Consider the following 26,994-nt stretch of genomic DNA (forward strand, 5'->3'; position numbering starts at 1 on the left):
CGCTTAAGCGCCGTGCTTTTTACGGTAATCGGCAACCGCTGCTTTAATCGCATCTTCGGCCAACACTGAGCAGTGAATTTTCACTGGTGGTAGTGCTAACTCTTCTGCGATTTGCGTGTTTTTGATGCCCGCTGCTTCGTCCAAGCTCTTGCCTTTCACCCATTCGGTGACCAGCGAGCTCGAGGCAATGGCCGAGCCACAGCCGTAAGTTTTGAACTTGGCATCTTCGATCACGCCAGCAGCGTTGACCTTGATTTGCAGCTGCATAACGTCGCCGCAAGCAGGTGCGCCAACCATGCCAGTACCAACATCGGCATCGCCTTTGTCGAGCTTGCCAACGTTGCGCGGGTTTTCGTAATGGTCGATGACTTTTTCGCTATAGGCCATGATAATTCTCCTCGTCTACTGGGTAGGTTTAGTGTGCTGCCCACTGCACGGTTGATAGGTCAATACCATCTTTGTACATATCCCAAAGTGGTGATAAATCGCGTAAACGATTAACCGCATCCTTGGCATGCCCGATGACGTAATCGATGTCGGCCTCAGTGGTGAAGCGTCCAGTGGTGAAGCGAATCGAGCTGTGCGCTAGCTCATCGGTTAAGCCTAAAGCGCGCAACACATACGATGGCTCAAGGCTGGCCGAGGTACAGGCCGAGCCCGACGACACCGCTAGATCCTTCAATGCCATGATCAGCGACTCACCTTCAACTAAGTTGAAACTGACGTTTAAGTTACCGGCAATGCGCTGTTCCAGCGAGCCGTTAACAAAGACTTGCTCGAGATCTTGAAAACCGGCCCAGAGGCGGTCGCGCAGGCCACGCAGGCGCTCTTGCTCAGCATGCATCTCAATTTTCGCGATGCGGAAAGCTTCGCCCATGCCCACCAACTGGTGCGTAGGCAAGGTGCCCGAACGCATACCGCGCTCATGACCGCCGCCATGAATTTGCGCTTCTAGACGCACACGTGGCTTACGACGCACGAAGAGTGCACCAACGCCTTTCGGGCCATAGGTTTTGTGCGCACAAAAGCTCATCAAATCAACTTTCATGGTGTCTAAGTCGATGTCGATTTTGCCTGTTGATTGCGCGGCATCTACGTGGAATAAAATGCCACGAGCGCGAGTAATTTCACCAATCGCAGCGATGTCGGTGATGGTGCCGATTTCGTTATTGACGTGCATTAGCGAGACCAAAATAGTGTCATCGCGCAGTGCAGCTTCGACCATCGCTGGCTGAATCAAACCAGTACCAGCCTCGGGGTCTAGGTAAGTAACTTCAAAACCTTCACGCTCAAGCTGACGGCAGGCGTCTAGCACAGCCTTGTGCTCGATTTTCGAGGTCAGGATATGCTTGCCTTTATTGCCGTAAAAACCCGCCACGCCTTTGATAGCGAGGTTGTTTGATTCGGTTGCGCCCGAAGTCCAAACGATCTCACGCGGATCGGCATTGACCAAGCTGGCCACATTGCCACGCGCGGTTTCCACGGCCTCTTCAGCCTGCCAGCCATACATATGCGAGCGAGAGGCTGGGTTACCGAAGTTACCCTCCAGTCGCAAACAGTCCATCATGGCCTCAGCCACACGTGGATCGACTGGCGTGGTGGAGGAGTAATCGAGATAGATCGGACGCTTCATATAAACCTCTGTATGTCTGTGTCAGGCGTAGCTAACGCGTTAAGCCGTTGCCAATTGGGCGCCGGCTTGCATGGGTGTATCGGCCTGCGCGCCATCTTGGCGGCGGCGTTGTTGCTGTTCGCTTTGGCGTATCGACACGGTCTGTACTTCACGCCGCGCCACCAAAGCTTGCAGGCTAATATTGTCTAAAAAGCTATGAATCTGTTGACTCAAATCTGTCCACAATTCATGGGTTAGGCATTTAACGCCTTGTTGACAGTCGCCCTGGCCACCACATCGTGTGACATCGACCGACTCATCAACTGCGTCGATAATTTGTGCGACATAAATGCCATCGGCGGCGCGTGCTAATTGATAACCGCCACCGGGACCGCGTACGCTATTAACCAAGGCGCTTTTGCGCAACTTGGCAAATAACTGCTCTAAATACGACACGGAAATCGACTGGCGATCCGAGATATCATTCAAATTGACTGGGCCATGCTGCGCGTTGATCGCTAGGTCAAGCATAGCTGTCACGGCATAGCGGCCTTTAGTGGTCAAACGCATCGCGAAGCTCCGGCTAATTCCGAGTGTTTTACTAGGGTATTAAATCCGACTACTTTAGTCAACTATTTAGCCTACTAAAGCGGTCGGAATTGTAGGCAGTGAGCGCTGCAATTGCCAGTAGCAGAAGGCATAATTTCTGCCTAATCGCGGCTATACTGCCGTGGCTTGCAGCCTAACTGCTGCTCCGTTAGCTCAAGCACCGTAACTACGTAATACCTGCCGGAGAGTGTCATGAGCTTTGCTCAAGAGTTGCTATTGTTAGTGTTGTTGATGGCCATTAGTTCATTTTTCTCAGTATCAGAAATCGCGCTCGCCGCCTCACGACGCCTGCGCTTACGCGTGTTAGCTAATGATGGCGACATTCGCGCCGTGCAAATTTTGGCCATGCAAGACAACCCCGGGCATTTTTTCACCGGCATCCAAATTGGCCTTAATGCGGTCGCCATCCTCGCCGGCATTTTGGGCGAGGCAACGCTGACACCCGCATTTGAAAACATCGTTTTATGGTTCTACCCCAGCGCCTATAGCGCCACAATTGGTCTAGTGATGTCGTTTATCACCATCACTTCCTTGTTTATTTTGTTTGCCGATTTGATTCCAAAGCGCCTCGCCATGGCCTCTCCCGAAGCTGTGGCACTTCGCGTCATTGGCCCGATGCAGTGGATTATTCGCATACTAAAGCCGCTGGTTTGGGCCTTTGACTCACTATCTGACCGGCTTATGGTGGCTCTCGGCCTACCCGGCCAACGCAGCGATGAGATAACCAGTGAAGATATTCATGCCGTGATGGAAGCCGGCACACAGGCTGGCATCATGCACATGACCGAGCAGCAAGTTATTGGCAATGTGTTTGATTTAGAGTCGCGCTTGGTGACTTCGGCTATGACCACGCGTGAAAGCATTATTTATTTCACGCTGCAGGAGTCTGAAGCCGAGCTACGTGCCTTGATCGGCCAGCACGCGCACTCGAAATTTATGGTCTGCGACGATGTCATTGATCGCATGGTCGGCTATGCCGATTCGAAAGATCTGCTGCTACGCATCATCAATAATGAGCCGCTGATACTCACCGGTGCGCCGTGGATCAAGCCCATCATGACCGTGCCCGATACGCTAACGCTGTCGGAGCTACTTACGCAGTTTCGCCAAGGCCGCGAAGATTTCGCCATCGTGCTCAACGAGTACGCGCTGGTGGTTGGTTTGATCACGCTCAACGACGTGATGAACACAGTGATGGGCGACTTAGTCAGTGCTAATCAGCAGCAAATTGTCCGCCGCGACGACAAAAGCTGGCTTATTGATGGCTTCACGCCGGTCGAAACGGTCATGCATGTATTGGCGATTGATGCTTTTCCAGATGATGAAAACTACGAAACCATTGCCGGCTTCATGAGCTATCAGCTACGCAAAACACCCAAGCTCACCGATAGCGTGGAATATGCCGGCTTCCGCTTCGAGGTTGTCGATATTGAAAACCATCGAATCGATCAACTACTGGTGACTCAGCTCGACGATTGGGTCGTTGAGTCACCAGAGTAACTCACGCTTACTGCTGTGGAGGCGTAGGCTCAACGTCATCTTCATGTACCGTCGCCAATGTTTCTGCACGAATGGCCTCGGGCCTTTCGCTGCAGACTTCAATGCCTGCCTTATGCAAATCACCACAAATGCGATCCATACGCGCCTCTGATGCCTGCATATGGTCGAGCATATCGCGCATGGCAGCGAGCACTGGATCTGGCAAGTCAGGCTGTGCGGCATATGATGGGAAGCCTATGCGTTCGGCAAAGTCGCGGCGAGCTTGCTCTTTCGCATCTTGGCAAGCGGCGGGAATAATCACGCGCGCCGCTGGGCCCACGACCGTAGCCTCTGCTGGCACAGCCTTGACCACGACGGCGTTAGAGCCAATTTTCGCACCCCGCCCTACGATGATAGGTCCCAGCACTTTTGCGCCCGCACCAACCACCACGCCATCTTCCAATGTTGGATGACGCTTTCCACCATTCCAAGATGTGCCGCCCAAAGTCACGCCGTGATACAGCGTAACGTCATCACCAATCTCTGCGGTCTCACCAATGACCACGCCCATGCCATGATCAATGAAGAATCGACGGCCAATTTTCGCACCTGGATGAATCTCAATACCGGTCCAAAAGCGTGACAAGGTCGAGATAAAACGCGCTAATCCCTTCCAGTCGGCATTCCATAAACGATGCGACCAGCGATGTGCTAAAGCAGCGTGTAGGCCGGGGTAATTAAGCAGCACCTCAAGCCGAGTGCGCGCCGCTGGGTCGCGATTAAACACCGAATCGATGTCTTCTCGGATGCGGCAAAACAAACCATCAGGCGGGTTGCTGTCATTACTATTCATATGTTTTCCTGTTTTGGCGCAGCAGGTTTCATGGCGATAACGCGCTTAAAAAATCCACGCAAAAGATTGTACTCAGGCTTGTCGAGACGCGTGCGGCCAAATAGTCGGCGCAGTCGTGTCATGATTTGGCGAGGGTTACTCGGGTCCAAAAAGTCCACTGCCACCAGTGCTTGTTCCATATGAGCATAAAATTGCGTCATGTCGGCGCCGGCCACCAACTCTTCATCCCATGGCACTAGGGTAATCGGCATACGCTCAGGCTCAATAGCTGAAGCAGCAGTAGTCAACTCGGCATTGTCGGCGAGCAAATGCGCCATGCGTGCCTCATAACTTAGTACTTGTACTGCCGAGGCCACATTGAGCACACCATAGGCTTCGTTGGTTGGGATAAATACATGGCCATGACAAAGCTGTAGCTCTTCGTTAGTTAAGCCACGGTCTTCTCGACCAAAGACAAATGCCAACTTTGCGCCTTTAGCGCCGTATTGCTGAGCCATCAGGCCTGCTTCACGAGCATCAATTTGCGCCATATTTATGGTGCGATTACGCGCGCTGGCACCCAGTACCACCTCGCAATCGGCCATGGCGTCAGCCAAGGTTTCGACCACTCGAGCATTCGCCAAAATGTCTGAAGCCCCTGACGCCAATGAGGTTGCATCGGCATGTGGGAAAAATTTAGGGGAGACCAACACCAGATCGGTGAGGCCCATGGTTTTCATGGCACGCGCAGCCGAACCGATGTTTGCCGGTAAGGTTGTATGCACAAGGATGATGCGAGTAGAGATATTCATAAGGCCGCCTATGTTACACTAGCTGCAATCCACGTTCTTTATACAGAGTCCGCTTCATGCAACCCATGCTGACTATGGCGCTTCGCGCCGCCAATTTGGCCGCCGATATTATCGCGAAAGCCGCCGATCGTTTAGATCTAGTTGACGTTGAAGCCAAAGGCTTAAACGACTATGTCACCCAAGTCGATATTGCCGCCGAGCGCGCCATCATCGAATTTGTCCGTAAAACCTACCCAGGCCATAGCATCCAAGCTGAAGAGTCAGGCGCTACCGCTGGCAAAGGTGAAGATGCGGATTGGCTGTGGATCATCGATCCGCTCGATGGCACCACCAATTTTATTCACGGCTTTCCGCAATACGCGATCTCGATTGCTGTGCAATACCGAGGTGTGACTGAACATGCCGTGGTGCTAGACCCGCTCAAGCGTGAAGCATTCTCTGCTAGCCGCGGCAGTGGCGCGACCATGAATGGCCGCCGCCTCCGCGTATCGGATCGCCGCACGCTCGAAGGCGCATTGATTGGTACCGGCTTCCCATTCCGCCCAGATCAAATGCACGCGATGGATGGCTACCTAAACATGTTTAAGGCCGTTGCCACGCAAACCGCAGGCCTACGCCGCGCCGGTGCAGCATCGCTAGATTTGGCTTATGTAGCAGCCGGTCGCCTTGATGGCTTTTTTGAATTTGGTTTAGCGCCTTGGGATATTGCTGCCGGCGAACTCATCATTCGTGAGGCTGGTGGTTTGGTGTCTGACTTTACCGGCGGCCACGGCTATTTAACCAGCGGCAATATTGTCGCGGGCAATCCGAAAGTATTTAAAGGTTTGTTGACGACACTGGCACCGCATATTCCGGCGAGCTTGAAGCGTTAAGTTGAAACAAACGCCGTAAGAAAACTAAATGCCTTGCCTAAACAGCAGGGCATTTTTTAGAGCCCTGAAAAAGCTCGCGAGATGCCCACGCGCACATTGCTCGATTCAACGCTTGCTGTCGTACGATCAGAAGCGTCCATGTCCATCCAAGTTGCCTCTACAAACAGTTTCGCTTTATTGATCTGCGTGCTCAAACCAAACAAACCCTCTACCCCAGTTTGCTGATCGAGTTGCAGCACGCCTGCACTGGCGTAAGCTGAGATTGCACTGCTTAAACGCCAGCTGCTATCTAGCCCCATGCCCATGCCAAACAAACCTTCGCTGCTGCGCTGCGTTAATGAGTAAGTTTGATAGCGCACCCATTCAGCTTTTGCAGCAACGCGGAAGTCATTGCTTATCGGTAAGTTCCAGGCCAAACCGCTACGATCTTGACGCATACGCAAGGAGCTGCCCGATGTGCAGTCGCCTAATTGGCAGAATCGGGTATCCATATCGCGCTCGCTGGAAACTAGGCCGATGCCAGCATCTGGGCTTTTAATACCGCCCTCTGAACGCTCGAACTCACTTTGCAATAAACGCTCTTGCTTGCTCATCAGGCCAAGTTTAGCCGGCACGCCTTTGAATAAATTCTTCAACGTGAGAATAGGCAGCAGTTCAGCAGCCTGTAAGGGCGATGCTGCTACAAGGCTAATAAGAAGTAATCGCTTCATGGCATAGCTCTTCGCAATATGACCCCATGGTTGGCTATATATTCGCCAATAACAATGCGCATTGCGCCTGCATTTGTATACTTTTTGTCTAGCACTGCCAAGCTTTAGGCTTAAAAAAGCCCGACTCGCACAGGGCTAAGTCGGGCTTTTCAGGCTAAAGCTTGCGAAATTCGCGGGCTTTATTAATTACCGCTAACGGCTGCTTCGCCAGCAGCTTTGGCATCTTTAGCTACATCAGTTACTGTTTCACCAGCATCAGATACTGATGCTTTCAGATCCTCTACAGCATCTTTCATGCTTTCGTTTTCACGTGTATCAGTGGCATCGCCAACTGCATCAGTAGCTTCGTCAACTACTTCAGAAGCGCTGTCCATCACGGTTTCTGGTTTTTTCTCACAACCTGCCAAAAGCGCAGAACCCATAACCAGTGTGACTGCAGCAGCTAATTTCATATTCATACGTAAAACTCCAAAAGATTAGTAGCTCGCCCATCTTACATGACTGAGATTTAGCATCAACTTATCGGCGACAAACGACCTATGGGCGCTCATCTTCGGCTTTTTTCACTTCGACAATAAAGTCTTCTTTCGATAAGCCCATCGATAAGGCATAGGCCGAGGCAATGTAGATCGACGAATACGTACCGGCAAATAGGCCAACCAGCATTGCCACCGAGAACCAATGTAGTGCTGAGCCGCCGGCAATCAACATGGCTAAGACCACAACAACCACTGTTGCTACCGTCATGATGGTACGACGCAGAGTCTCGGTCAGTGAAATATCAACAATTTCGACTGGGTCGGATTTGCGTAATTTGCGGAAGTTTTCACGAACGCGGTCAAACACCACGATAGTATCGTTTAGCGAATAACCAATTAGCGCTAACACGGCGGCCAAGACGGTTAAGTCGAATGGCAGCTGAAATAGCGAAAATACACCGAGCGTGAAGATCACATCGTGGATTAGCGAGATAACTGCACCAACGGCGAACTTGAAGCGATAACGAATCGCGACGTAAACCATCATCATGCCTAAGGCGAGCAAAATCGCGATCAATGACTGCGTGTATTGCTCATCACCTACTTGCGAACCGACACTATCGATTTGCTGCACAGTCGCTTGGTTTCCTGGCGTAGACACCGCTTCAGCAATACGCTGACCAAATGCAGTAGCCTCACCCGGCTGCGGCGGTAGTCGTACCTGAATGGTGTTCGCACCACCCAAATACTGCACCACCGCATCTTTAACGCCAGCCTTCTCTAGTGCATCGGCTACCTCTGCCTGATGCGCAGACTGCTCAAAGCGCAATTCAATCGACGTGCCACCAGTGAAATCCAGCCCTAGGTTTAAGCCTTGTGTCAGCAGCGACACGAGACCAATTATCACTACCGCGCCTGACACAATGGCCATTAGGCGGCGAAAACGCATGAAACGGATGATACGAACTTCGTTCATGACGGCCTCTTAAATACTGATTTTGTTGATACGGCGACCACCATAGACCACTTGCACGATGGCACGAGTCACGGTGATGGCGGTAAACATGGAGGTGAGAATGCCGATGGCCAGGGTAATAGCGAAGCCTTTGATCGGGCCCGTGCCGATGGCAAACAAAATTATCGCGACGATGAGCGTGGTCAAGTTGGCATCGAGAATGGTGCCCCAAGCGCGGTCATAGCCGGCGACAATCGAGGCCATCGGACTCATGCCATTGCGCAACTCCTCTCGGATACGTTCACAAATCAGCACGTTAGCGTCTACCGCCATACCGATGGTGAGCACGATGCCGGCAATACCGGGTAGCGATAGCGCAGCGCCCAAAGCACCCATCACTGCCATCAATATGGCCAAGTTCAGCATCACCGCAATATTGGCGATAAGACCAAAACCTTTGTAGACCGCGAGCATGACTAAGGCGACCAAAAGCAAACCGATTTGTGTCGATAGCAAGCCTTTGTCGATGTTTTCCTGGCCTAAGCTTGGGCCAACGGTACGCTCTTCAACGAAATACATTGGCGCCGCTAACGCACCCGCGCGCAGCAGCAAGGCGAGCTCTTGCGATTCTGCAGGTGAGTCTAGGCCAGTAATACGGAACTGCGAGCCGAGCATGGACTGCACGGTAGCAACGTTGATCACGCGGCGCTCAATATAGGGGTCGCGAATCTCTACCGCTTTGCCATTGGCATCGGTTTCAAAACGAATGCGCTGTTTGTTTTCGACAAATAGCACAGCCATTTGACGACCAACACTATTGCGCGTGGCATCAGCCATTAGGCGACCACCACGGCTGTCGAGGTTGATGTTGACCTGTGGGCGAGAGTACTCATCGAAGCTTGATTGCGCATTGGTGACGCGCTCACCGGTCACGATTTTGCGTTTTTCTAGCAATACCGTACCGCCTTGCGAACGCTCAAGACGCTCGGTGCCTGGCGGCGCACTAAAGCCAGAGTCGGCTTCTTGACTAGTGAAACGGAACTCAAGGCTCGCGGTGCGGCCCAAAATACGCTTCGCTTCTGCAGTGTCCTGTAGACCGGGCAACTCAACGACAATGCGGTTTGCGCCTTGACGCTGAATAATTGGCTCAGATACACCGATTTCATTAATACGATTGCGCAAAGTGGTTAAGTTTTGACCCACGGCGTAGTCGACAATTTCACGGCGTTTGGCTGGCGTGTAATCCAAGCGAATGCTTGGGCCTTCGGAGTGACTAATCAGCTCTGGTGCAAAGTCACTAAACTGCGCGCGTAAAATATCGAGGCCGGCTTGGCGCGACGCATCATCGGCAAAGCGAACTTCTAAGGAGCCGCCAGTTAACTCGCTAACGCCACGATAGGCCACTTTGGCATCACGAAATTGCTTTCGAATATCGCTGGCATAGCCTTCTTGGCGCTGCTCTAGAGCTTTGTCGACATCGACTTCTAGCTTGAAATGAACACCGCCGCGTAAATCTAAGCCTAGCTTGACTGGCTTGGCACCAATGGCCGACAGCCAATCTGGTGTCGTTGGCGCTAGGTTTAAGGCAACGACATAGTTGTCACCTAAGGCTCGGCGTAAAACAGCTTGAGCTTGCACCTGCTCTTCTGGCGTATTGAGACGCAGAAGGACGCCCTTGGCCTGCACTTCATCGCCGTGATGGGCCATTTTGGCCTCATCGAGCGCAAACGCGGCTCGCTTGAGCAGCTCAGCATCGATAGGCGTAGCAGCCTGAGCACCGGAAACCTGCAGGGCTGGTTCATCGGGGTAAAGATTGGGTAATGAATAGAGCACCGAAATGACTAAAACAAAAGCAATCAGGACATATTTCCAAGCGGGGAAACGCATGCGGACACCTGTACAAATAAATACCCCCGAGCGAGTCGGGGGTGGTGAGGATTAAAGGCTTTTCAAAGTGCCTTTGGGCAGATTAGCAATGACTGCTGCTTTTTGAATTTTTACAGTCATGTTGTCGTTGATTTCTACGACAGCAAAATCACCTTCCAGTTTGTTAATGCGGCCAAGCAAACCACCGGCAAAAACCACTTCATCACCTTTGCTCAGGCTTTCGATCAAATTTTTCGCTTCTTTTTGGCGTTTTGCTTGCGGGCGCCATAAGAGAAAATAAAAGATCACCAAAAAGCCTAACAGCATGACGATTTGACCAGTTGCTGATGGTGCTCCAGCAGCGGCAGCACCGCCTTCAGCAAGCGCGTCAGAAATAAAGAAACTCATTGATATTACTCCGAAATATCCACATTAAGCGGGGGTGTTGGTAGGTCTCGACGGGCGTAGAAGTCATCGACAAAGTGCTGCAATCTACCTTGTTCAATGGCCTCGCGCAAACCCGCCATGAGGCGTTGGTAGTAGCGTAAATTATGGATGGTACCGAGTTGTGCGCCAAGCATTTCGCCGCACTTATCGAGGTGATGTAAATAGGCGCGCGAAAATCCCGTGCAAGCTTCGCAATCGCAATGCGGGTCGAGCGGGCCGGTATCGGTTTTGTATTGGCTATTACGAATGCGCACGAGGCCATCGGTGACGAAAAAGTGGCCATTGCGGGCATTACGAGTGGGCATTACGCAGTCGAACATATCGATGCCGCGACGCACGCCTTCGACTAAATCTTCAGGCTTACCAACACCCATGACGTAGCGTGGCTTATTGGCTGGCAAATGTTCGGGCAAAAAGTCCAAGATGCGGATCATGTCCTCTTTGGGCTCACCCACCGATAAGCCGCCAATGGCATAACCGTCGAAATCGATCAGCTCAAGACCGGCCAGCGACTTTAGGCGCAAGTCTTCATACATGCCGCCTTGGACAATGCCAAAGAGCGCATTGGGGTTGTCGCCATGTGCGTCTTTCGAGCGTTTGGCCCAGCGTAATGACAACTCCAGCGACTTATCGGCTTCTTCATGCGTGGCGGGATACGGCGTGCACTCATCGAAAATCATCACCACGTCGGAGCCGAGGTCGCGCTGAATCCGCATGCTTTCTTCGGGGCTCAAGAACACCTTGCTGCCATCGACCGGCGATTGAAAACGTACGCCCTCTTCGGTGATTTTTCTGAGTTTGCCCAAGCTAAAGACTTGGAAGCCGCCAGAATCGGTGAGGATGGGACCTTGCCATTGCGTGAAATTGTGTAGATCACCGTGCTGCTTGATGACCTCAGTGCCAGGGCGCAGCCAGAGGTGAAAGGTATTACCGAGGATAATCTCTGCGCCGATGGCATGGATATCGCGCGGCAGCATGCCTTTGACCGTGCCATAGGTGCCGACTGGCATAAATGCTGGAGTTTCGACTGTGCCGCGATCGAAAGTGAGCGTGCCGCGACGGGCTTTGCCATCGGTGGCGTGTAGGGTGAACTTCATGAGTTTTCTCGTGTGATAGGCAGCTCGGCTTTTTGCTCATGCCAATCAGGGCCGGTGACCCACATGGCATCGCCATAGCTGAAAAATCGATAATTCTGCGCGATGGCCTCTGCGTAGGCCGAAAGCACGGCTTCACGGCCTGCCATCGCCGAGACCAACATTAATAGTGTGGATTCGGGCAGATGGAAGTTGGTCACCATGGCATCGATTACTTGCCAATCGTAACCCGGCGTAATGAATAGTCGTGTGTCGCCAGCGAAAGACTTGAGCTGCTGGGCGATTGTGGTTTTGTCAGTCGTGAGCTGTGCGCTTGCCGACTGCGACTGGGTGGCGCTTTGCTGGCTCTGCCCTACTCGCCATTGCTCAGGATCAATGCCGCGACTGGCCCAAGCCATCGACTCCAAAGCACGCACGCTAGTAGTGCCAACCGCGATGACGCGACCGCCACGAGCACGCGCGGCTTGCACGGCAGCGATCACTTCAGCTGAAACCGTTAACCACTCAGCATGCATGATGTGATCTTCGAGCTGATCGCTGCGTACTGGCTGAAAAGTACCCGCACCTACATGCAGAGTGACAAATGCAGTCTCAATGCCGCGCGCCTTTAAGCCTGCCAGCACGCCAGCATCGAAATGCAGGCCAGCAGTAGGCGCAGCCACCGAGCCCTCGTCGCGAGCGTAAACCGTCTGATAACGCTCGTTATCGCTGGCCTCAGCTTCACGTTGAAAGTACGGCGGCAATGGCATCTCGCCAGCACGCGCCATAATGCCTGCCCATGGCTCATCGGCCTCAAGCACAAAGAGTGCGTCGGCTCGCGCTGTCATGCGCAAAAGCGTGCCATCGCTCAAAATGAGCTCACTACCAGGCTTCGGCGACTTACTGGCGCGCAAATGTGCTAACGCTGTGGTCGCGCTAGGCAGGCGCTCGATAAGAATTTCGACTTGGCCACCGCTGATTTTTTGCGCAAACAAACGCGCCGGCATCACACGTGACTGGTTAAACACCAACAGGTCGCCGGGCGCGATAAGTTCGGGCAATTCGCGAAACTGGCGATGCACCACATTGCCATCGCTGCCGCTTAAACATAGGAGGCGCGAGGCACTGCGCTCGGCCAATGGATAGCGGGCAATGAGTGCGTCGGGCAGGTCAAAATAGAAGTCGCGGCGATTCATGCCCACTGCATCGTGAAAAAAGGTGGCGAAGTATAACAGTCTTGTCTTGACGCTGCGTGATGCATCGCTATAATCGCGCCTCGCAACGCAGCAAGTTCAAGCCGAGGTGGCGGAACTGGTAGACGCAGCGGACTCAAAATCCGCCGGTGGAGACATCGTAAGGGTTCGATTCCCTTCCTCGGCACCACTTGACCTTGCTCCGCGATGCTTTGATCCTTGTCTGCTTATGCTTTAAGCGCCCCACGACAGGATCTAAAAATGAGTCGCTCATCTGCACCCTTCCAGCGCAAACGCCGCCAGAAAACCCCAAGCAATACTCAGACACAATCGCCTAGCGCTTTGGAATATCCGCGTGCCGGCGTCAGTGTGCGTTTAATCTGCCTGCTTTATGATGCCCTGCTGCTTATCGCCCTACTCGCCGTACTTAATGTCATCTTGGTCGGCATTTTCACCAGCGGCACATCGGCCCATGCGCAAGAAATTGAACTACTCTCGGCAGAAGTCCGCTATGGCCTGCAATTCCCCGCCAGCGTACTCATCATCTTTGGTTTTTATGGTTACTGCTGGACACGCAGCGGGCAAACCTTAGGCATGCAAACTTGGCGCCTAGAGCTTATTCGCCGCGATGGTCAGCGTCCGCGCTGGCGCGACGCACTACGCCGCTTTTTATCTGCCTGCGTTTTACCAGTGACCTGCGGCGCAATCGCCTGGGTATTGCAAGATGGCAACGGCAAAGCCTTTGGCTTTAGCGTACTGCTCGGCTTCATGGTGAATTATGTTTGGGGTTGGCTACCACTGACTGGTTTAAGCCACGGCCGCTGCCTGCACGATGTCATGAGTGATACCGAAGTCGTGCGCGTGCCAGTGCGCCCAAAAACCCGCAAGCCCTACCGCTTTCTCGGGCTTTTTGGCGACAAATAACCCCTAGCTATGGTTTAGAGCGACGCCACATAAAAGCAGGTGGCTAGCGTTAAGCCGAGTAAGATCCAAACCAAGCCTAGCTCGCGAAGACGCGACCACAGTTTCGTCGACACAAAACTGAGCAAGCGCTGCCCACTTGATGGCCTGCGCTCATCATCAGAATCGCTTGCCGTGGGAGCATCTGCGGCACTGCTAGTTTGCGCGAGCTGCTCGGGCACATCATCCCAATTGGCTTCCACCGCATCGAGTAATTGCTGACGCTCGCGCCAAGCCTCCTCAGCGGCAAGCTCGCCAGATAGCTGCAAGCGCACCAGCTCTTGCAGTGCAAAATTCACGTCGTCTAGGTCAATCGTCGCCATTGCTGACCTCTAGTAATACCATGCTGGCATTATCATGACCGCCAGCAACCAATGCCTCAGCGACTAACTCGCGCACGGCTGTAACGGGGTCTCGGGCTAGCCAATGCTGTAAGCGATTTTCCGGCACTTGCGCATGCAAGCCATCGCTGCAGAGCAAGTAACGATCACCGGCTTGAGCGCGTAACACCACGGCATCTGGCAAGGGTTCATCGGTACCAATGAGGCGTGTGAGATTGCCGCTCTCGTCTATATGGTCTTGGCTGAGCAAGGAAAACTGACCATCGCGCAGACGATATAAGCGCACATCGCCAACCCAAATAAATAGGCTCCACGTTGCTGTTGCGCGCAACACGCCAACTGTGGCGCCGACCAATCGCGTCGGTTCCTGCGCTTGCGAAAAAGCGTGAATTTGCTCATGCACAGCAAGCAATACATCGTCGAGCTGATCGCAGGCATCTGCAAGCTGAGGCGACAGGCTCAAGTGCGCAAGCGCATGAGCTAGCGCTGCACTGGCCACAGTGCCGGTATCTTGACCGCCAAGACCATCAATCACTGCCCATAACTGAACATCATCGCGCAGCACAATGGCATCTTCGTTTTGCGCGCGGCGGGTACCGATATCAGTCACCGCCCATTGCTGCCAACGTAAACTCATCAGCGCGCTCGATACAGCGCAAAGCCGCCAAGGGCCATGGTCAATACAATGGGAATAATCACCGACAATAATGGTGGTGTGTGATAGATCAGGCTGGCAAAGCCGGCGGCCTCTTGCACATAGCGAAAGCTTAAGCCGATCAAGACACCAGTGATAATTCGAAAGCCCAAGGTCACCGAGCGTAGCGGGCCAAAAATAAATGAGCAGGCTATTAGCATCATGGAAAGTACCGCCAATGGGCTGAGTATTTTTTTCCAAAACTGCAGATCATAAGTGCCTGAATCTAGCGCTTGGCGTTTGAGGTATTGCGAGAATGAGTGCAAGTCGACCAAGCCTAATTGCTGCGGTGGCGCGGCGGCGACACGTAAAAACTCTGGGGTTAAATCAATCTGCCAATTTAAATTAGCTAGCGTACTTACCTGCGCACTAGCATCGGGCAAATACTCGGTGGTTTTCACATCGTGCAGCTGCCAATGGCTGCCATGATAATCGCCGCGTGCGGCGAAAACAGCTTGCTGCAACTGACCATCGGCGTTGTAAGCGTAACGGCTAACACCAAGCAGCTCGCCTTCGGGGGTGACAACACGAATATTGATCAGCTCATTGCCTTCACGCTGCCAATAACCGGTGATGCGACCGGGCTGATAATCCTGGCCTAAAGCTCTTGCTTTCAAGGCGTCGCCGCGCTGCTCGGTAATCGGCACCACGTATTCGCCCAAGGCCATGCCTAGCAAAATTACGACCAATGCGCCGCGAACAACCCACCACACGATGCGCGCCAAGCTCACACCGGCAGCGCGCATAATGGTCAGCTCGGAGTTCGAGGCCAATGTGCCGAGGCCGACCAAAGCGCCAATCAATGCCGACATCGGCAAAATTTCATAGCTGTGGCTGGGCAAAATATACAGCGTGTATTGGAAGGCCTGCCAAGCGCCAAATCCGCCGCGAACATTGTCGAGCTCGCCGATAAACGAGAACACGAGATCTAACCCGAGCAACATCGCCTGCACCATGAGCATGGCCAGCAACACGGTAACGCTTACATGACGTGATAAACGCTTCATGTGGCGGCTGCCGTATGTGGTACACGGCGCGGACGGCCTAAGCGAAACAGCACCAGCGCCAAGACTAGATACACGCCATGCACCGCAAGATAAGCAGCTTCGCCCAGTTGCGACTTCTCAATGGCATTGCGCGTGGCGACTAGCAGTACGACATAGCTCAAATACAGCACCACTGCCGGTAACAACTTCAGGTAACGGCCCTGGCGTGGATTAACTTTTGCCAGCGGCAAAGCCAGCAGAGAAATAATAGGCACCAACACGATGAGTGACCAACGCCAGCCTATTTCAGCGGCGGCTTTCGGGTCATCGAAGCGCTGCTGCCAAAGCTCAGCCGTTGAAATAGCGCGTGGGCTATCGGCTTTTTCCAATGGCGCATCGGCTTGTTTATAGCGCAGGCGATAGCTGTCAAATTGCATACGCTGATAAGCGCCATCGCCTGGCCGCACATCCCAACGTGAACCTTCACTCAATTCGATGGCCTGGCCCTTTAAGTCTTCATCGTAAACACGCTGGCCCGATTTGGCTTGAATAATGACTTGGCGCTCAACGCCATTCGCGTCTTTTTTCGCCTCCAACATGATGACATCTTGCAGGCGCTCGCGATCAGGGCTGAGATCGGCATAGAGCATACGGTCGCCGAGTTGCTGAAAGCGGCCAGGCTGAATTAGGTCAAAGGTACTGCGCTCGGCTTGCTCTGCGTAAAGCTTGGCAGATGCCGCGTAACCCAGTGATGTTAGCCATAACGACATCACGGCCGTGGCAATAATGATCAGCATGACCACCGGCGATAGCCAACGAATCAAATGCCGTTGACCAATGCCTGATGCCGACAAGACGGACATTTCATTGTCTAAATACATGCGCCCAAGCGCGAGTAGCAGCCCCATAAAAAGGCCTAATGGCAAAATCAGCTCAAGAAAACTCGGCAGGCGATACCACACCACCGCTGCTAATAAATTGACTGATAATTTGCCTGAGGCGGCGCGCTCAAAAAATTGAATGATGCGCCCGCTCATCAAGATAACGGTGAGCAAACCCGCCACCGCCATCGTTGTGCCTAGCACTTGCTTATTGATGTATCGCCGGATGATCACAGCAGCATCCTATAAATAATGAGGGTCATTGCCGGCCAGCGCGCGAGATGGCACTGGCAAAAGGGCCGATGAGCAGTAAACTAGCCGCAGATTATCAGACATCCACTCGGCTGTGTCTGCCCTCAATGCATCATCTAAAGGGTAGATATTCGCTGAATTCGCCACAATGAGGTTCTTATGGATTTGGCTGTTGCCGTTATTGCTCACGATCATCTTGCCGAGGCTGCCCACACAGCACTCGTTATTGCCGCCCAAGGCACGCGCTTAAGCCTTGCTGCCACCGCACTAAACGAGGCAAGTGCAGGCGCTCTGCAAGCCGCGCTCGATGCTGCTGGCTTTGAAGGCAAGCCCGGCCAAACGCAAACGCTCTATGGTCTAAATGGCGTGAAGGCGAGCTTAGTATTGGTCGTTGGTGCTGGCGATGCTGAAGCTATTAATTTGCAGCAATGGCAAAAAATCATCACCAGCGCGATGAAAGCTCTGCCGAATAAAATGAGCAAAGTGGCATCAACCTTGTGCGAACTACCCGTTGCTGGCCGCGATCTGAATGAGCGCATTAGCGACCACACTCGCTTTGCGCTGGCCGCCAGCTACCGTTTCGATGCCTACAAAACCAAGAAGCCAACGACAGAAGCAGCCAAAGTAAAACTCACTTTGGCCATTGCCGATAAAGCTGAGCTGAAGGCTGCGAAAGAGGCGCTAGTTTGGGGCCAATGCATCGGTACCGGTCAGAACTTTGCTCGCGACTTAGGCAACCAACCAGCCAATGTTGCCTACCCCGGCTATCTTGCCGAAATGGCTTTGGCACTCGGTGATGATGGCAACATGAAAGTCGATGTCAAAGGCGATGCCGAACTACGCAAAATGGGCATGCATTGCTTGCTGTCGGTGTCGGCAGGCTCAGCTCACGAAGCACAGCTAGTGACCATGACCTACTCCGGCGGCAAGGCTAAAGATGCGCCGGTGGTCTTGGTCGGCAAAGGCATCACCTTCGATACCGGCGGCATCAGCCTGAAACCCGGTAGCGGCATGGATGAGATGAAATACGATATGTGCGGAGCAGCTTCGGTCTTAGGCGTGATGGCCGCGATCAAGCTCGCCAAGCTCAAGCTCAATGTCATCGGCGTTATTGCCTGCGCGGAAAACATGCCCTCTAGCACCGCCACACGCCCCGGCGACATTGTCACCACGCTATCGGGTCAAACCGTGGAAATTCTCAACACCGACGCCGAAGGCCGCTTGGTGCTCTGCGACGCGCTGACCTATGTTGAACGCTTTAAACCTGCTGCCGTAGTCGACATCGCTACCCTCACCGGCGCTTGCGTGGTGGCCTTGGGCAAAGTCGCGACCGGCTTGTTCTCACCCAAAGATGAACTCGCCGATGAGCTGCTCGCTGCTGGCCAACGCGTTGATGATCGCGCCTGGCGCATGCCAGTCTGGGATGACTACCAAGAATTACTCGACTCGCCATTTGCCGACATCGCAAACATTGGTGGGCCTACTGCTGGCTCGATCACAGCCGCCTGCTATTTGGCTCGCTTCACCAAGGCCTATGACTGGGCGCACTTAGACATCGCGGGCACCGCATGGCTTAGCGGCGCTGCAAAGGGCTCAACTGGCCGCCCGGTGCCGCTACTGCTCGAGTTTTTACGCGCGCGTGCAGCAGCCTAAGCTGTGGAAATCACTTTCTATGTGTTACCGCCCGAAGCGCCTCTAAGCGCTCGGGCGACCACCGTCTGTCGTTTGACGGAAAAGGCCTTGAAACAAAAGCGCCAAGTGTTGATTGTTGCCGACTCCAAAGCCGAGGCGGAAGCGCTCGATGAGGCCTTGTGGACATTCAAGGCCGAGTCATTTATTCCGCATCATTTAGTCGGTGATGGCCCAACGCCACCGCCACCGGTACGGGTGACATGGCAAGCGCCGCCAGCTGAATGCCGCGATATTTTGGTCAATCTTGGTGCTGATTTAGCGCCAGGCTTTGAGCGCTTTAATCGCGTCATCGAGATAGTGGCTGGCACCGACACCGAGCGCGAACAGGCTCGCGAGCATTGGAAAGCCTATAAGCGCCAAGGCTATAAAGTCGATGCGCATGAATTAGCCGTTTAGTGTCTGCCTTGAGCATCACGCACTAAGCCGTTGCTGCAGGTATAATCACGCCTTTCGGTCACACCGCTGACCATTCGTTTTGCCGTTGCGAGAAATCTATGGAACCCACGTTTAACCCCGCCGATATTGAAGCCACTTGGAGCGAACGCTGGGAGGCCGCTGGCTGCTTTAAGCCATCTGGCACAGGCACGCCTTATAGCATCATGATCCCGCCGCCGAACGTGACGGGCTCGCTGCATATGGGCCACGGTTTCAACAACGCCATCATGGATGCACTCGTGCGTTTTCACCGCATGCGCGGCCACAACACGCTATGGCAGCCAGGCACCGATCACGCCGGCATCGCCACGCAAATGGTGGTGGAGCGCCAACTCGCGGCGCAGGGCATTAATCGTCATGACCTTGGCCGTGACAAATTCCTCGAAAAAGTCTGGGAATGGAAAGAACAATCCGGCGGCACTATTACCCGTCAAATTCGCCGCCTTGGCTCATCGGTAGATTGGTCGCGCGAGCGCTTCACCATGGATGCCGGCTTGTCGAAAGCCGTGCAAGAAGCCTTTGTGCGCCTACATGAAGATGGCCTGATTTATCGCGGCAAACGCCTGGTGAACTGGGATCCGAAACTGCACACGGCTATCTCCGACTTGGAAGTGTTGTCGGAAGAAAAGAAAGGCTCGATGTGGCACTTTCGCTATCCCATCGCGGGCTCGACGCTCGGTTTGCAAGGCGTTGAGGGTACGGATTATTTGATCGTTGCCACCACGCGCCCCGAGACCATGCTCGGCGACACAGCCGTGGCTGTGCATCCTGAAGATGAACGCTATACGCATTTGATTGGCCAGCAGGTTTGTTTGCCAATTACTGGTCGCTTAATTCCTATCGTGGCCGATACCTATGTCGATAAAGACTTCGGCACTGGCTGCGTCAAAATCACACCAGCGCACGACTTCAACGACTATGAAGTGGGCAAACGCCACGACCTGCCATTGATCAATGTGCTCGATCGTGACGCCGCGATTTTAGCGACTTTCGAAATCATGGCCGGCAGCACCTTTGCGCCATTAGCGCCTGAAGTCTGCCCCGCCGCTTACGCTGGCCTCGACCGCTTTGCCGCACGCAAGGCTGTGGTTATTCAAGCCGAAGCCGAGGGCTGGCTTGGCGAAATCAAACCACACGATTTGAAAGTGCCCACCGGCGACCGCTCCAATGTTGTCGTTGAGCCATGGCTGACTGACCAGTGGTATGTGAAGGCCTCTGTGCTCGCCAAACCGGCATTAGATGCGGTTGAAGATGGACGCATCAAGTTCGTGCCTGAGCAATACCAAAACATGTATTACTCCTGGATGCGCGACATCCAAGACTGGTGCATTTCGCGTCAGCTCTGGTGGGGTCATCGCATCCCTGCTTGGTATGACGACACTGGCCGCGTCTATGTTGGCCGTGATGAAGCAGAAGTGCGCGCCAAGCATAAGCTCGGCGTCGATGTTTCTTTGCGCCAAGATGATGATGTGCTCGATACCTGGTTCAGCTCGGCGCTGTGGACTTTCTCCACGCTAGGCTGGCCAGATAAAACGCCAGACTTGACCACTTTCCATCCGACCAATGTGCTGGTCACTGGCTTCGACATCATTTTCTTCTGGGTCGCACGCATGATCATGATGACCATGCACTTCATGAAAAATGACGACGGCACGCCGCAAGTGCCGTTCAAGACTGTGTATGTGCACGGCTTGGTGCGAGATGGCGAAGGCCAGAAAATGTCGAAATCCAAGGGCAATGTGCTCGACCCGCTCGACATCATCGATGGCATCACCCTTGATGAGCTAGTGGAGAAACGCACTACCGGCCTCATGCAGCCGAAAATGGCCGAGAAAATCGAGAAGTCCACGCGCAAAGAATTCCCCGAAGGCATTCGCGCCTTTGGTACCGATGCCTTGCGCTTTACTAACTGCGCGCTGGCTTCGACCGGTCGCGACATCAAGTTCGACATGAACCGTGTCGAGGGCTATCGCAACTTCTGCAACAAGCTCTGGAATGCCACGCGCTATGTGCTCTCGCACACCGAAGGCAAAGACTGCGGCCAAGATGAATCGCTGCCGTTGACCTACTCGCTAGCCGACCGCTGGATCATCTCGCGCCTGCAAGAAACCGAAGCCGCCGTCATCGCCTCAATGCAGGAATATCGTTTCGACCACGTTGCGCAGACCATCTATGACTTTGTCTGGAACGAATACTGCGATTGGTATTTAGAGCTGACCAAGCCGGTACTGGCAGAGGGCACTACAGCCAGCGCCGAAGAGCAACGAGCCACCCGCCGCACCTTGGTGCGCGTGCTCGAAACCATCTTGCGCATTACGCATCCGTTAATGCCCTTCATTACCGAAGAGATTTGGCAGCGCGTGAAACCGCTGGCCAATGTCAGTGGCGAGTTCCTTATGCTGGCCCGCTTCCCGGAGCCTGATCTGTCGCGTGTGGATGCCGAAGCTGCCGCCGAAGTGGCGTGGATTCAGCAGGTCATTGCCGGCCTACGCAACATTCGCGGCGAGCTCGGCATTTCACCAGGTAAGCCGCTACCGCTGCTAATCAGTAATGCCGCTGCCGACGACATCGCCCGCCTCGACCGCCAGGGTGCACTACTGCGCTTTATCGGTCGCCTTGAAAGCATTGCCGTAATCGCCAACGAAGCCGAGCTACCGCCGGTATCGACGGCGTTGGTTGGTACGATGACGCTAGGCGTACCGCTTGCTGGCCTGATTGATGTTAGTGCCGAATTGGCTCGCCTCGACAAGGAGATTGCGCGTCTCAGTCAAGAGGTGGCGCGCGTCGAGGCCAAGCTCTCCAACGAGTCATTCGTGGCGCGCGCGCCAGCCGACGTGGTTGCCAAGGAGCGCGAAAAAATTACCGACAACCAGCGCGCACAAGCCTCACTGGCGGCTCAACGCGAGAAAATCGCGACGCTGGGCTGATCAACTCGGCACCAGACCATTCGCTCACAAAAAAATAGACGGAAAACCGGCGTGGACTACACGCTGGTTTTCCGTCATTTCGGGTGCAGCTGAGGGCGATGTTTACTTCTACGAGCAGTTTAGCTTTCGCTCCCTTCCTACCACTGCCACGACAACCCTTATCCTTCTCGCTCAGAATTTTTCTGGCCGGAGCACGTCAATATCGCTCACGAACAAGATCATCGCGTAATTGTCGTAGTAATGCGTCTGCAGGTAAGTGGCGATTACTGCGGCTGTATCGGTGTCGCACACCACCTCAATGCGGATATTACTGCTTGCTTCCCAACCGGCATTGCGAACACCACGACCGCCTTTACCACGAGCGTCGGTGATGGTGTATCCGTTGGCACCTAAGCGCTCGATATCCCGGAGCAGAGTAGCCTCGACCGCTGCTTCGGTGACGATGGTCAACAGCTTGCGCGTATGTCCTTCCATTAGCTTCATCCTCCTACGAAAGTGTGCGCCCACACGGCGAGCGCATAATAGATTGGGATGCCCACCAAGACATTGAACGGGAATGTGACGCCCAGCGAAGCGCCCAGCGACAAAGTGGGGTTGGCCTCGGGCACCGATATGCGCATGGCGGCGGGCACTGCGATGTATGAAGCACTGGCAGCCAGCGTGGCAAGCATGGCCGTGCCACCGACAGACAAGCCCAGTGCCAACCCTAGGCCGATGCCCACAAGCGAAGAACACAGGGGCATGCCAACGCCAAAGACAACCAAGAATAGCCCGTACCTGCGTAGACCGCCCATCTGTGTCGCAGTCAGCAACCCCATCTCCAGCAGGAACAGGGCCAGAATGCCCTTGAAGAGATCAAAGAACAAAGGCTTGATCGAAGCCAATCCGTCAGATCCAGCGGCCCAGCCGATGAGCAGGCCGCCGACCAACAACACGATGCCTTTGCCCAGAAACACTTCATGGGCGACCTCACTCCAGCGTGTCTGCCGTGACACACCGCGGGCCAGAACGATGCCGACCAAAATGGCGGGGATCTCCAGCATCACCAGAAGCAGAGGCATGTGCTCTTCGAAGGTAATCTGACGAGAGCCAAAGTAAGCGACTGCGACGGCGTAGGTGCCAACGCTCACCGAGCCGTAATGCGCGGCGATTGAAGCCGCATCTGCTCGCTTAAAGCGGCCCACGAAGCGCAGCACGGGAAAGGCGAGTAGTGTCAGGAAAAACCCCATTGCCACCACAGCCAGCATATCTGGCAGCAAGTCAGCAAACGGCTGTTTGGCAAGCTCGACGCCGCCCTTGAGACCGATGGCGAGCAGCAGCAGAATGCTCACAAACTCGTAAATAGCGGCCGGAAGACGCAGTTCTGAGCGCAGCAGGCCAGCGACGAGACCCAGCAGGAAAAACAGGATAATAGGATCGATTACATTCATTGCTGTTCTCTATTTGGTGTTTTCGATGGGGATACCGGGATAGCCATCGGTCAACGTGATATCGCGGGTCTGAATCTCCATCTGCATTCCATTCTCCTTTAACTCCAATGCAGGAGTATATGGGAGCAATCCTAGATTTGCTTTTGCATCAAGAAAATCAGATTATTCTTTGTGATTAGTTCGTCACAGACTGATAGCGAGTTGCACTGCCCATGCTCAACTACAAACAGCTTTACTACTTTTGGAACATCACCAAGGCCGGAAGCATCACGCGTGCCGCAGAGCGACTGCATCTCACTCCCCAGACGATTAGTGGCCAGCTCGCCGAGCTTGAGCGTTCATTAGGCACGGATCTGTTCCGCCGTATTGGTAGGCGTCTTGAGCTAACATCTGCGGGAAAGCTGGCACTGTCCCATGCCGATGAGATTTTCCAGATAGGCAACGAGCTCGAGCAATCGTTACGCCATGGTGCCGGCAGCGGAGAGCAGTCATTTCGGGTGGGGGTTGCCGACGCGGTGCCCAAATCGCTCGCTTATCAGTTGTTAGCGCCAGCACTGGCACTGGCTGAACCTGTGCGCCTCATATGCTACGAGGATAAATTAGAGCGCCTGTTCGCAGAGCTGGCCATCCACCAACTCGACTTGGTGATCGCTGATCGGCCACTGCCTTCTGAGTTGGGAGTAAAGGGCTACAACCACACCCTGGGGCGATGCACCATCGCTTTTTATGGCGTGCCGGAACTGGCCGAGCGCTACCGGCCGACGTTTCCACGCTCCCTAGATGGTGCTCCTTTTTTACTGCCGGGAGATAAAGCGGCAGTGCAGGCACCGCTGACGCGCTGGTTCAACGAGCATCAGATCCGGCCACATATCATCGGTAAGTTCGATGACGGTGCACTGATGAAAGCCTTCGGCAAGGCCGGTGCCGGCATTTTTCCTGCACCGGCAATACTGAGCGATGAAATTAGGGGACAGTATGGGGTCGAGGTCATCGGCTACGCTCATGAGGTCATGGTGCGTTACTACGCAATTTCTATTGAGCGCAGACTGACCCATCCGGCTGTCGTCGCGGTTACTGAGGCGGCGAAGCAATCTTTATTTATTGAAGGCGACTCTATCCGCTAGCCCAGCGCAGTAGCTTAATGAGCCTAGACTCACATTGGTTTGAAGCGTATTTCTTGTCACCGCTGCATCGCAAAAATGTGTCTTTTACTGCACTTCACTGCTTCACACTGATTTAGCTAAGATACTTTTTTGCACTATCAAGATGGTGCCGGAGATAGGAGTCGAACCTACGACCTTCGCATTACGAATGGCCAAAAGGCACGCTGCAACCTGATGATTTAAATAGGGAAATTACAAATATTTCCATAGAAATCAACACCACAGTAAAGTTTCAGTACATCAAAGTACATCCAAGTATTTGCCAATATACCGCAAAAACCTGGATGTACTTGGACAAAATTTGGACAATCTCTGTATTAGAGTGCTTATAGGTAAGGCTTATGATTGCGAGTACAGTAGACCTGATGAGATGAAAATTATTTCACGAAGGGTCAACTCAATCTGACTCCAGCTCTCTAGCCTTCGAGAGGGCTGATGCTATTAGTCCAGCTGGAACCGAAACTAAACCCAGCCCCACTAACAATACTATGAAAGTAAAAGCTTTCCCGCCCGCTGTTACGGGATACATATCTCCGTACCCAACCGTTGTTAATGTAGTTACAGACCACCAAAGGCTATGAAATACCGACTTAAATGCCTCAGGCTGAGCGGTGTTTTCGAAGTAGTAAATACCTACAGCGGATAAATATAGAACAACAGCTGACATAGCAAGAAAAAGGACAAGCTCCTCTTTCGCGAGGCTTAACGCCACACTAAATCTGTTCATCGCCTTACTATATCGTGCAAGCTTGAGAATTCGGAAGAGGCGCAATAAGCGAAACGCTCTAACGACCCTTAAATCCAATCCAGTAGTTAAGTAGAATGGCAAAATTGCCACTAAATCTATGACTCCAAAGAAGCTCGTTACAAATGACCATCGATTTGGTAATCCCCCCAGAAATTAATCGGATTCAGAAGTAGAATTTCTCCTAATGCTTTAGGGTCCAACCCCATAACGAAGAAGATTGGATATGAAAAGGCCGAATACTAGGAGTGAATAATGGTGCAGAGCTTGTTTTCTAGACAGTATTCCACCCTAAAACAGCCGCAACTTAGGCAAGGCTTTCGAAAATAATGCAGCGGAATCGCCAACGCCTGACACTAGATCAAACATAAAGCCGTGATAGCTACCCGATCCTTAAGGCTCGGGTAGCTATCACGTTAAATGGGCACTAATTGCTTAACAGAGCAGTGAGTTCAGCTATTAGATCATTAGTTTTTTTATTAACAAACTCTTCGCCATAGCGGCCTGCTCCTCCATAATTATCTACCACGGAAGTATAATTCCCGCCGATAGTTATTACCGTATCATTTCTATCTGGGAAGAGTGATATCACTACGTTTCTTTCACAAATTATTTTGCTAAACCACAGAAATGCAAACTCATTACTCTCACCAAAAGTAAAAGTAGACTTTTGCTCATCGTATTTGTATCCACCTAGATTTCGCTGAATCCTAGCCTTTGCTGTCTCAAAATTCACATTGAATTTCTTCTCAATTAATGGAATGGCGATAGAGTTGGACTTCCTATACCTACTCGACGCCTCATTAATAAACCCTTGATGAATTTTATCCTTAACATTAACTTTAAGATCGCTTATTTCACTAACAAGAGCATTAAGCTTACGATTAAATCCATTCAAGTCAAAATCAAAAAATTTCATTGACGCACTCGATGGATTACGACCCTTATACAAAACATCCACATTCGTAACGGTTGAAACCGAGTCGATTCTTCCTTCAATATATCCATTGCGATTCAGTAAGATCCCTTTTACTTTAGAATCTATTTTTGCCGTATAAGTCAGATCCGGATATTTCAGCGGCTTGCGATACTTCGGGTCAAACAGAGTGATTTCATACTCATAATTACCACTATCCATAATCAGCCTTGTCGAATCTTTATCAAATTTCGGCAAAGGTAAATTTGACGTGTATGACTCTTTACTTGACAAAGCAAGCCTTACTTTTTTTGCGATCAAGTTAGAGCCATATGAATTTATATCTGCAATCACTGACTCATATTTTCTTGGCGCATATTTTGAATATGCGGATTCAGCTAGAGAATCGAATATATACCCCTCTTTTACCAGCAATAATCTTGCGTCCGCAATTATTTTTTCTTTACTTGAGCTCGAGTCCTGAATAAGTTGATACTTAAATACTAAAGGCGCGCTCAATAGATTATTATTTTTAATTGGATATGCAGCGCAGCCAGAGCCAAGCAAAACCACCGCAAAACATAGGCTCAAAAGAATCCCGCGCTTAACTTCAAGACCCTTATACATAATACT

General features: G+C 52.8%; 27 protein-coding genes and 1 tRNA gene. 8 read left to right on the plus strand and 20 right to left on the minus strand.

What is annotated here, in order from left to right; all coding sequences use genetic code 11:
• Positions 1 to 3: 3 nt before the first annotated feature.
• The 3 genes from iscU to iscR are packed head-to-tail and all read right to left on the minus strand — an operon-like array spanning position 4 to position 2,182.
• Complete coding sequence (gene iscU / locus ACFQ0F_RS06660; RefSeq protein WP_340674884.1) at positions 4 to 387, minus strand: Fe-S cluster assembly scaffold IscU; 384 nt, start codon at positions 385 to 387, stop codon at positions 4 to 6.
• Between the two features lie 28 nt (positions 388 to 415).
• Positions 416 to 1,633 (minus strand): IscS subfamily cysteine desulfurase, encoded by a 1,218-nt coding sequence (locus ACFQ0F_RS06665; protein ID WP_379070436.1) that lies wholly within the window; start codon positions 1,631 to 1,633, stop codon positions 416 to 418.
• A gap of 39 nt (positions 1,634 to 1,672) precedes the next feature.
• Complete coding sequence (iscR, locus tag ACFQ0F_RS06670; protein ID WP_340674882.1) at positions 1,673 to 2,182, minus strand: Fe-S cluster assembly transcriptional regulator IscR; 510 nt, start codon at positions 2,180 to 2,182, stop codon at positions 1,673 to 1,675.
• Between the two features lie 231 nt (positions 2,183 to 2,413).
• Between iscR and ACFQ0F_RS06675 the strand changes: the two genes are divergently transcribed.
• Positions 2,414 to 3,721: a hemolysin family protein gene (locus ACFQ0F_RS06675; protein ID WP_340674881.1), complete on the plus strand. Its 1,308-nt coding sequence runs from the start codon at positions 2,414 to 2,416 to the stop codon at positions 3,719 to 3,721.
• 7 nt (positions 3,722 to 3,728) lie between these two features.
• Here the strand turns inward: ACFQ0F_RS06675 and cysE are convergent, their stop codons facing one another.
• A complete protein-coding gene (gene cysE, locus ACFQ0F_RS06680; RefSeq protein ID WP_449304934.1) occupies positions 3,729 to 4,520 on the minus strand; it encodes a serine O-acetyltransferase in 792 nt (263 codons plus the stop codon).
• Positions 4,521 to 4,549: 29 nt separating this feature from the next.
• Complete coding sequence (locus ACFQ0F_RS06685) at positions 4,550 to 5,344, minus strand: RNA methyltransferase (RefSeq protein WP_340674880.1); 795 nt, start codon at positions 5,342 to 5,344, stop codon at positions 4,550 to 4,552.
• Positions 5,345 to 5,400: 56 nt separating this feature from the next.
• On the opposite strand from ACFQ0F_RS06685, the gene suhB reads away from it, so the two are divergent.
• The gene (suhB, locus tag ACFQ0F_RS06690) at positions 5,401 to 6,216 is read left to right on the plus strand and encodes an inositol-1-monophosphatase (protein ID WP_340674879.1); all 816 of its coding nucleotides are present in this window, start codon (positions 5,401 to 5,403) and stop codon (positions 6,214 to 6,216) included.
• A gap of 56 nt (positions 6,217 to 6,272) precedes the next feature.
• Here the strand turns inward: suhB and ACFQ0F_RS06695 are convergent, their stop codons facing one another.
• The 7 genes from ACFQ0F_RS06695 to queA form a co-directional block, all read right to left on the minus strand.
• The gene (locus tag ACFQ0F_RS06695; RefSeq protein WP_340674878.1) at positions 6,273 to 6,926 is read right to left on the minus strand and encodes a hypothetical protein; all 654 of its coding nucleotides are present in this window, start codon (positions 6,924 to 6,926) and stop codon (positions 6,273 to 6,275) included.
• 182 nt (positions 6,927 to 7,108) lie between these two features.
• On the minus strand, positions 7,109 to 7,384 hold the full coding sequence (locus ACFQ0F_RS06700; protein ID WP_379070440.1) for a hypothetical protein: 276 nt from the start codon (positions 7,382 to 7,384) through the stop codon (positions 7,109 to 7,111).
• 79 nt (positions 7,385 to 7,463) lie between these two features.
• Positions 7,464 to 8,381: a protein translocase subunit SecF gene (gene secF / locus ACFQ0F_RS06705; protein ID WP_379070442.1), complete on the minus strand. Its 918-nt coding sequence runs from the start codon at positions 8,379 to 8,381 to the stop codon at positions 7,464 to 7,466.
• Between the two features lie 9 nt (positions 8,382 to 8,390).
• The gene (gene secD, locus ACFQ0F_RS06710) at positions 8,391 to 10,247 is read right to left on the minus strand and encodes a protein translocase subunit SecD (protein WP_379070445.1); all 1,857 of its coding nucleotides are present in this window, start codon (positions 10,245 to 10,247) and stop codon (positions 8,391 to 8,393) included.
• Between the two features lie 51 nt (positions 10,248 to 10,298).
• Positions 10,299 to 10,634, minus strand: a complete 336-nt coding sequence (gene yajC, locus ACFQ0F_RS06715) for a preprotein translocase subunit YajC (protein WP_340674874.1) — start codon at positions 10,632 to 10,634, stop codon at positions 10,299 to 10,301.
• 5 nt (positions 10,635 to 10,639) lie between these two features.
• Positions 10,640 to 11,770 carry a tRNA guanosine(34) transglycosylase Tgt gene (gene tgt / locus ACFQ0F_RS06720; RefSeq protein ID WP_379070449.1) on the minus strand — a complete coding sequence of 377 codons (1,131 nt, stop codon included), beginning with the start codon at positions 11,768 to 11,770 and terminating at the stop codon, positions 10,640 to 10,642.
• Entirely contained in the window at positions 11,767 to 12,942 is a 1,176-nt protein-coding gene (gene queA, locus ACFQ0F_RS06725) for a tRNA preQ1(34) S-adenosylmethionine ribosyltransferase-isomerase QueA (RefSeq protein WP_379070452.1), read from the minus strand. The genes tgt and queA overlap by 4 nt, the downstream gene beginning before the upstream one ends.
• A 100-nt stretch (positions 12,943 to 13,042) precedes the next feature.
• Between queA and ACFQ0F_RS06730 the strand changes: the two genes are divergently transcribed.
• Positions 13,043 to 13,129 (plus strand) — tRNA-Leu (locus ACFQ0F_RS06730).
• 71 nt (positions 13,130 to 13,200) lie between these two features.
• Complete coding sequence (locus ACFQ0F_RS06735; RefSeq protein ID WP_340674871.1) at positions 13,201 to 13,863, plus strand: RDD family protein; 663 nt, start codon at positions 13,201 to 13,203, stop codon at positions 13,861 to 13,863.
• A gap of 14 nt (positions 13,864 to 13,877) precedes the next feature.
• Here the strand turns inward: ACFQ0F_RS06735 and ACFQ0F_RS06740 are convergent, their stop codons facing one another.
• From ACFQ0F_RS06740 to lptF, 4 genes are read right to left on the minus strand one after another with little or no spacing between them, the layout of a single operon-like run.
• A complete protein-coding gene (locus ACFQ0F_RS06740; protein ID WP_379070456.1) occupies positions 13,878 to 14,222 on the minus strand; it encodes a hypothetical protein in 345 nt (114 codons plus the stop codon).
• Positions 14,209 to 14,877, minus strand: coding sequence for a PP2C family protein-serine/threonine phosphatase (locus ACFQ0F_RS06745; protein ID WP_379070459.1), 669 nt, complete (start codon positions 14,875 to 14,877; stop codon positions 14,209 to 14,211). Before ACFQ0F_RS06745 ends, ACFQ0F_RS06740 begins: the two co-directional genes overlap by 14 nt.
• A complete protein-coding gene (gene lptG, locus ACFQ0F_RS06750) occupies positions 14,877 to 15,941 on the minus strand; it encodes an LPS export ABC transporter permease LptG (RefSeq protein WP_340674868.1) in 1,065 nt (354 codons plus the stop codon). Before lptG ends, ACFQ0F_RS06745 begins: the two co-directional genes overlap by 1 nt.
• Positions 15,938 to 17,035 carry an LPS export ABC transporter permease LptF gene (gene lptF, locus ACFQ0F_RS06755; RefSeq protein ID WP_340674867.1) on the minus strand — a complete coding sequence of 366 codons (1,098 nt, stop codon included), beginning with the start codon at positions 17,033 to 17,035 and terminating at the stop codon, positions 15,938 to 15,940. Before lptF ends, lptG begins: the two co-directional genes overlap by 4 nt.
• A gap of 177 nt (positions 17,036 to 17,212) precedes the next feature.
• Between lptF and ACFQ0F_RS06760 the strand changes: the two genes are divergently transcribed.
• The 3 genes from ACFQ0F_RS06760 to ACFQ0F_RS06770 all read left to right on the plus strand — a co-directional run bounded on the left by ACFQ0F_RS06760 (position 17,213) and on the right by ACFQ0F_RS06770 (position 22,107).
• The gene (locus ACFQ0F_RS06760) at positions 17,213 to 18,706 is read left to right on the plus strand and encodes a leucyl aminopeptidase (protein ID WP_379070464.1); all 1,494 of its coding nucleotides are present in this window, start codon (positions 17,213 to 17,215) and stop codon (positions 18,704 to 18,706) included.
• Positions 18,707 to 18,709: 3 nt separating this feature from the next.
• Positions 18,710 to 19,141 (plus strand): DNA polymerase III subunit chi, encoded by a 432-nt coding sequence (locus ACFQ0F_RS06765; protein ID WP_379070467.1) that lies wholly within the window; start codon positions 18,710 to 18,712, stop codon positions 19,139 to 19,141.
• A gap of 98 nt (positions 19,142 to 19,239) precedes the next feature.
• Entirely contained in the window at positions 19,240 to 22,107 is a 2,868-nt protein-coding gene (locus tag ACFQ0F_RS06770) for a valine--tRNA ligase (RefSeq protein WP_379070470.1), read from the plus strand.
• Between the two features lie 171 nt (positions 22,108 to 22,278).
• Here ACFQ0F_RS06770 and ACFQ0F_RS06775 read toward each other — a convergent pair whose 3' ends face one another.
• Positions 22,279 to 22,581 carry a P-II family nitrogen regulator gene (locus ACFQ0F_RS06775; protein WP_340674863.1) on the minus strand — a complete coding sequence of 101 codons (303 nt, stop codon included), beginning with the start codon at positions 22,579 to 22,581 and terminating at the stop codon, positions 22,279 to 22,281.
• Positions 22,582 to 22,586: 5 nt separating this feature from the next.
• Positions 22,587 to 23,537, minus strand: a complete 951-nt coding sequence (locus ACFQ0F_RS06780) for a sodium-dependent bicarbonate transport family permease (protein ID WP_340674862.1) — start codon at positions 23,535 to 23,537, stop codon at positions 22,587 to 22,589.
• Between the two features lie 212 nt (positions 23,538 to 23,749).
• Between ACFQ0F_RS06780 and nhaR the strand changes: the two genes are divergently transcribed.
• The gene (gene nhaR / locus ACFQ0F_RS06785; RefSeq protein ID WP_379070475.1) at positions 23,750 to 24,661 is read left to right on the plus strand and encodes a transcriptional activator NhaR; all 912 of its coding nucleotides are present in this window, start codon (positions 23,750 to 23,752) and stop codon (positions 24,659 to 24,661) included.
• A 436-nt stretch (positions 24,662 to 25,097) separates the two neighbouring features.
• On the opposite strand, the gene ACFQ0F_RS06790 is transcribed toward nhaR, so the two are convergent.
• On the minus strand, positions 25,098 to 25,598 hold the full coding sequence (locus tag ACFQ0F_RS06790; RefSeq protein ID WP_379072129.1) for an ion transporter: 501 nt from the start codon (positions 25,596 to 25,598) through the stop codon (positions 25,098 to 25,100).
• A 274-nt stretch (positions 25,599 to 25,872) separates the two neighbouring features.
• The gene (locus ACFQ0F_RS06795) at positions 25,873 to 26,988 is read right to left on the minus strand and encodes a hypothetical protein (RefSeq protein WP_379070478.1); all 1,116 of its coding nucleotides are present in this window, start codon (positions 26,986 to 26,988) and stop codon (positions 25,873 to 25,875) included.
• Between the last annotated feature and the right edge of the window lie 6 nt (positions 26,989 to 26,994).

It is taken from the genome of Paraperlucidibaca wandonensis (genome assembly GCF_042677145.1).
GTDB lineage: Bacteria > Pseudomonadota > Gammaproteobacteria > Pseudomonadales > Moraxellaceae > Perlucidibaca > Perlucidibaca wandonensis.

Bases quoted from the DNA above. Each gene is read 5' to 3' on its own strand.
- ACFQ0F_RS06745 (WP_379070459.1), bottom strand. From the start codon at position 14,877: ATGAGTTTACGTTGGCAGCAATGGGCGGTGACTGATATCGGTACCCGC.
- nhaR (WP_379070475.1), top strand. From the start codon at position 23,750: ATGCTCAACTACAAACAGCTTTACTACTTTTGGAACATCACCAAGGCC.
- lptG (WP_340674868.1), bottom strand. From the start codon at position 15,941: ATGAAGCGTTTATCACGTCATGTAAGCGTTACCGTGTTGCTGGCCATG.
- ACFQ0F_RS06700 (WP_379070440.1), bottom strand. From the start codon at position 7,384: ATGAATATGAAATTAGCTGCTGCAGTCACACTGGTTATGGGTTCTGCG.
- ACFQ0F_RS06695 (WP_340674878.1), bottom strand. From the start codon at position 6,926: ATGAAGCGATTACTTCTTATTAGCCTTGTAGCAGCATCGCCCTTACAG.
- queA (WP_379070452.1), bottom strand. From the start codon at position 12,942: ATGAATCGCCGCGACTTCTATTTTGACCTGCCCGACGCACTCATTGCC.
- yajC (WP_340674874.1), bottom strand. From the start codon at position 10,634: ATGAGTTTCTTTATTTCTGACGCGCTTGCTGAAGGCGGTGCTGCCGCT.
- ACFQ0F_RS06780 (WP_340674862.1), bottom strand. From the start codon at position 23,537: ATGAATGTAATCGATCCTATTATCCTGTTTTTCCTGCTGGGTCTCGTC.
- ACFQ0F_RS06740 (WP_379070456.1), bottom strand. From the start codon at position 14,222: ATGGCGACGATTGACCTAGACGACGTGAATTTTGCACTGCAAGAGCTG.
- ACFQ0F_RS06665 (WP_379070436.1), bottom strand. From the start codon at position 1,633: ATGAAGCGTCCGATCTATCTCGATTACTCCTCCACCACGCCAGTCGAT.
- ACFQ0F_RS06795 (WP_379070478.1), bottom strand. From the start codon at position 26,988: ATGTATAAGGGTCTTGAAGTTAAGCGCGGGATTCTTTTGAGCCTATGT.
- ACFQ0F_RS06735 (WP_340674871.1), top strand. From the start codon at position 13,201: ATGAGTCGCTCATCTGCACCCTTCCAGCGCAAACGCCGCCAGAAAACC.
- suhB (WP_340674879.1), top strand. From the start codon at position 5,401: ATGCAACCCATGCTGACTATGGCGCTTCGCGCCGCCAATTTGGCCGCC.
- ACFQ0F_RS06760 (WP_379070464.1), top strand. From the start codon at position 17,213: ATGGATTTGGCTGTTGCCGTTATTGCTCACGATCATCTTGCCGAGGCT.
- ACFQ0F_RS06685 (WP_340674880.1), bottom strand. From the start codon at position 5,344: ATGAATATCTCTACTCGCATCATCCTTGTGCATACAACCTTACCGGCA.
- ACFQ0F_RS06770 (WP_379070470.1), top strand. From the start codon at position 19,240: ATGGAACCCACGTTTAACCCCGCCGATATTGAAGCCACTTGGAGCGAA.
- iscR (WP_340674882.1), bottom strand. From the start codon at position 2,182: ATGCGTTTGACCACTAAAGGCCGCTATGCCGTGACAGCTATGCTTGAC.
- secD (WP_379070445.1), bottom strand. From the start codon at position 10,247: ATGCGTTTCCCCGCTTGGAAATATGTCCTGATTGCTTTTGTTTTAGTC.
- ACFQ0F_RS06675 (WP_340674881.1), top strand. From the start codon at position 2,414: ATGAGCTTTGCTCAAGAGTTGCTATTGTTAGTGTTGTTGATGGCCATT.
- iscU (WP_340674884.1), bottom strand. From the start codon at position 387: ATGGCCTATAGCGAAAAAGTCATCGACCATTACGAAAACCCGCGCAAC.
- tgt (WP_379070449.1), bottom strand. From the start codon at position 11,770: ATGAAGTTCACCCTACACGCCACCGATGGCAAAGCCCGTCGCGGCACG.
- ACFQ0F_RS06775 (WP_340674863.1), bottom strand. From the start codon at position 22,581: ATGGAAGGACATACGCGCAAGCTGTTGACCATCGTCACCGAAGCAGCG.
- secF (WP_379070442.1), bottom strand. From the start codon at position 8,381: ATGAACGAAGTTCGTATCATCCGTTTCATGCGTTTTCGCCGCCTAATG.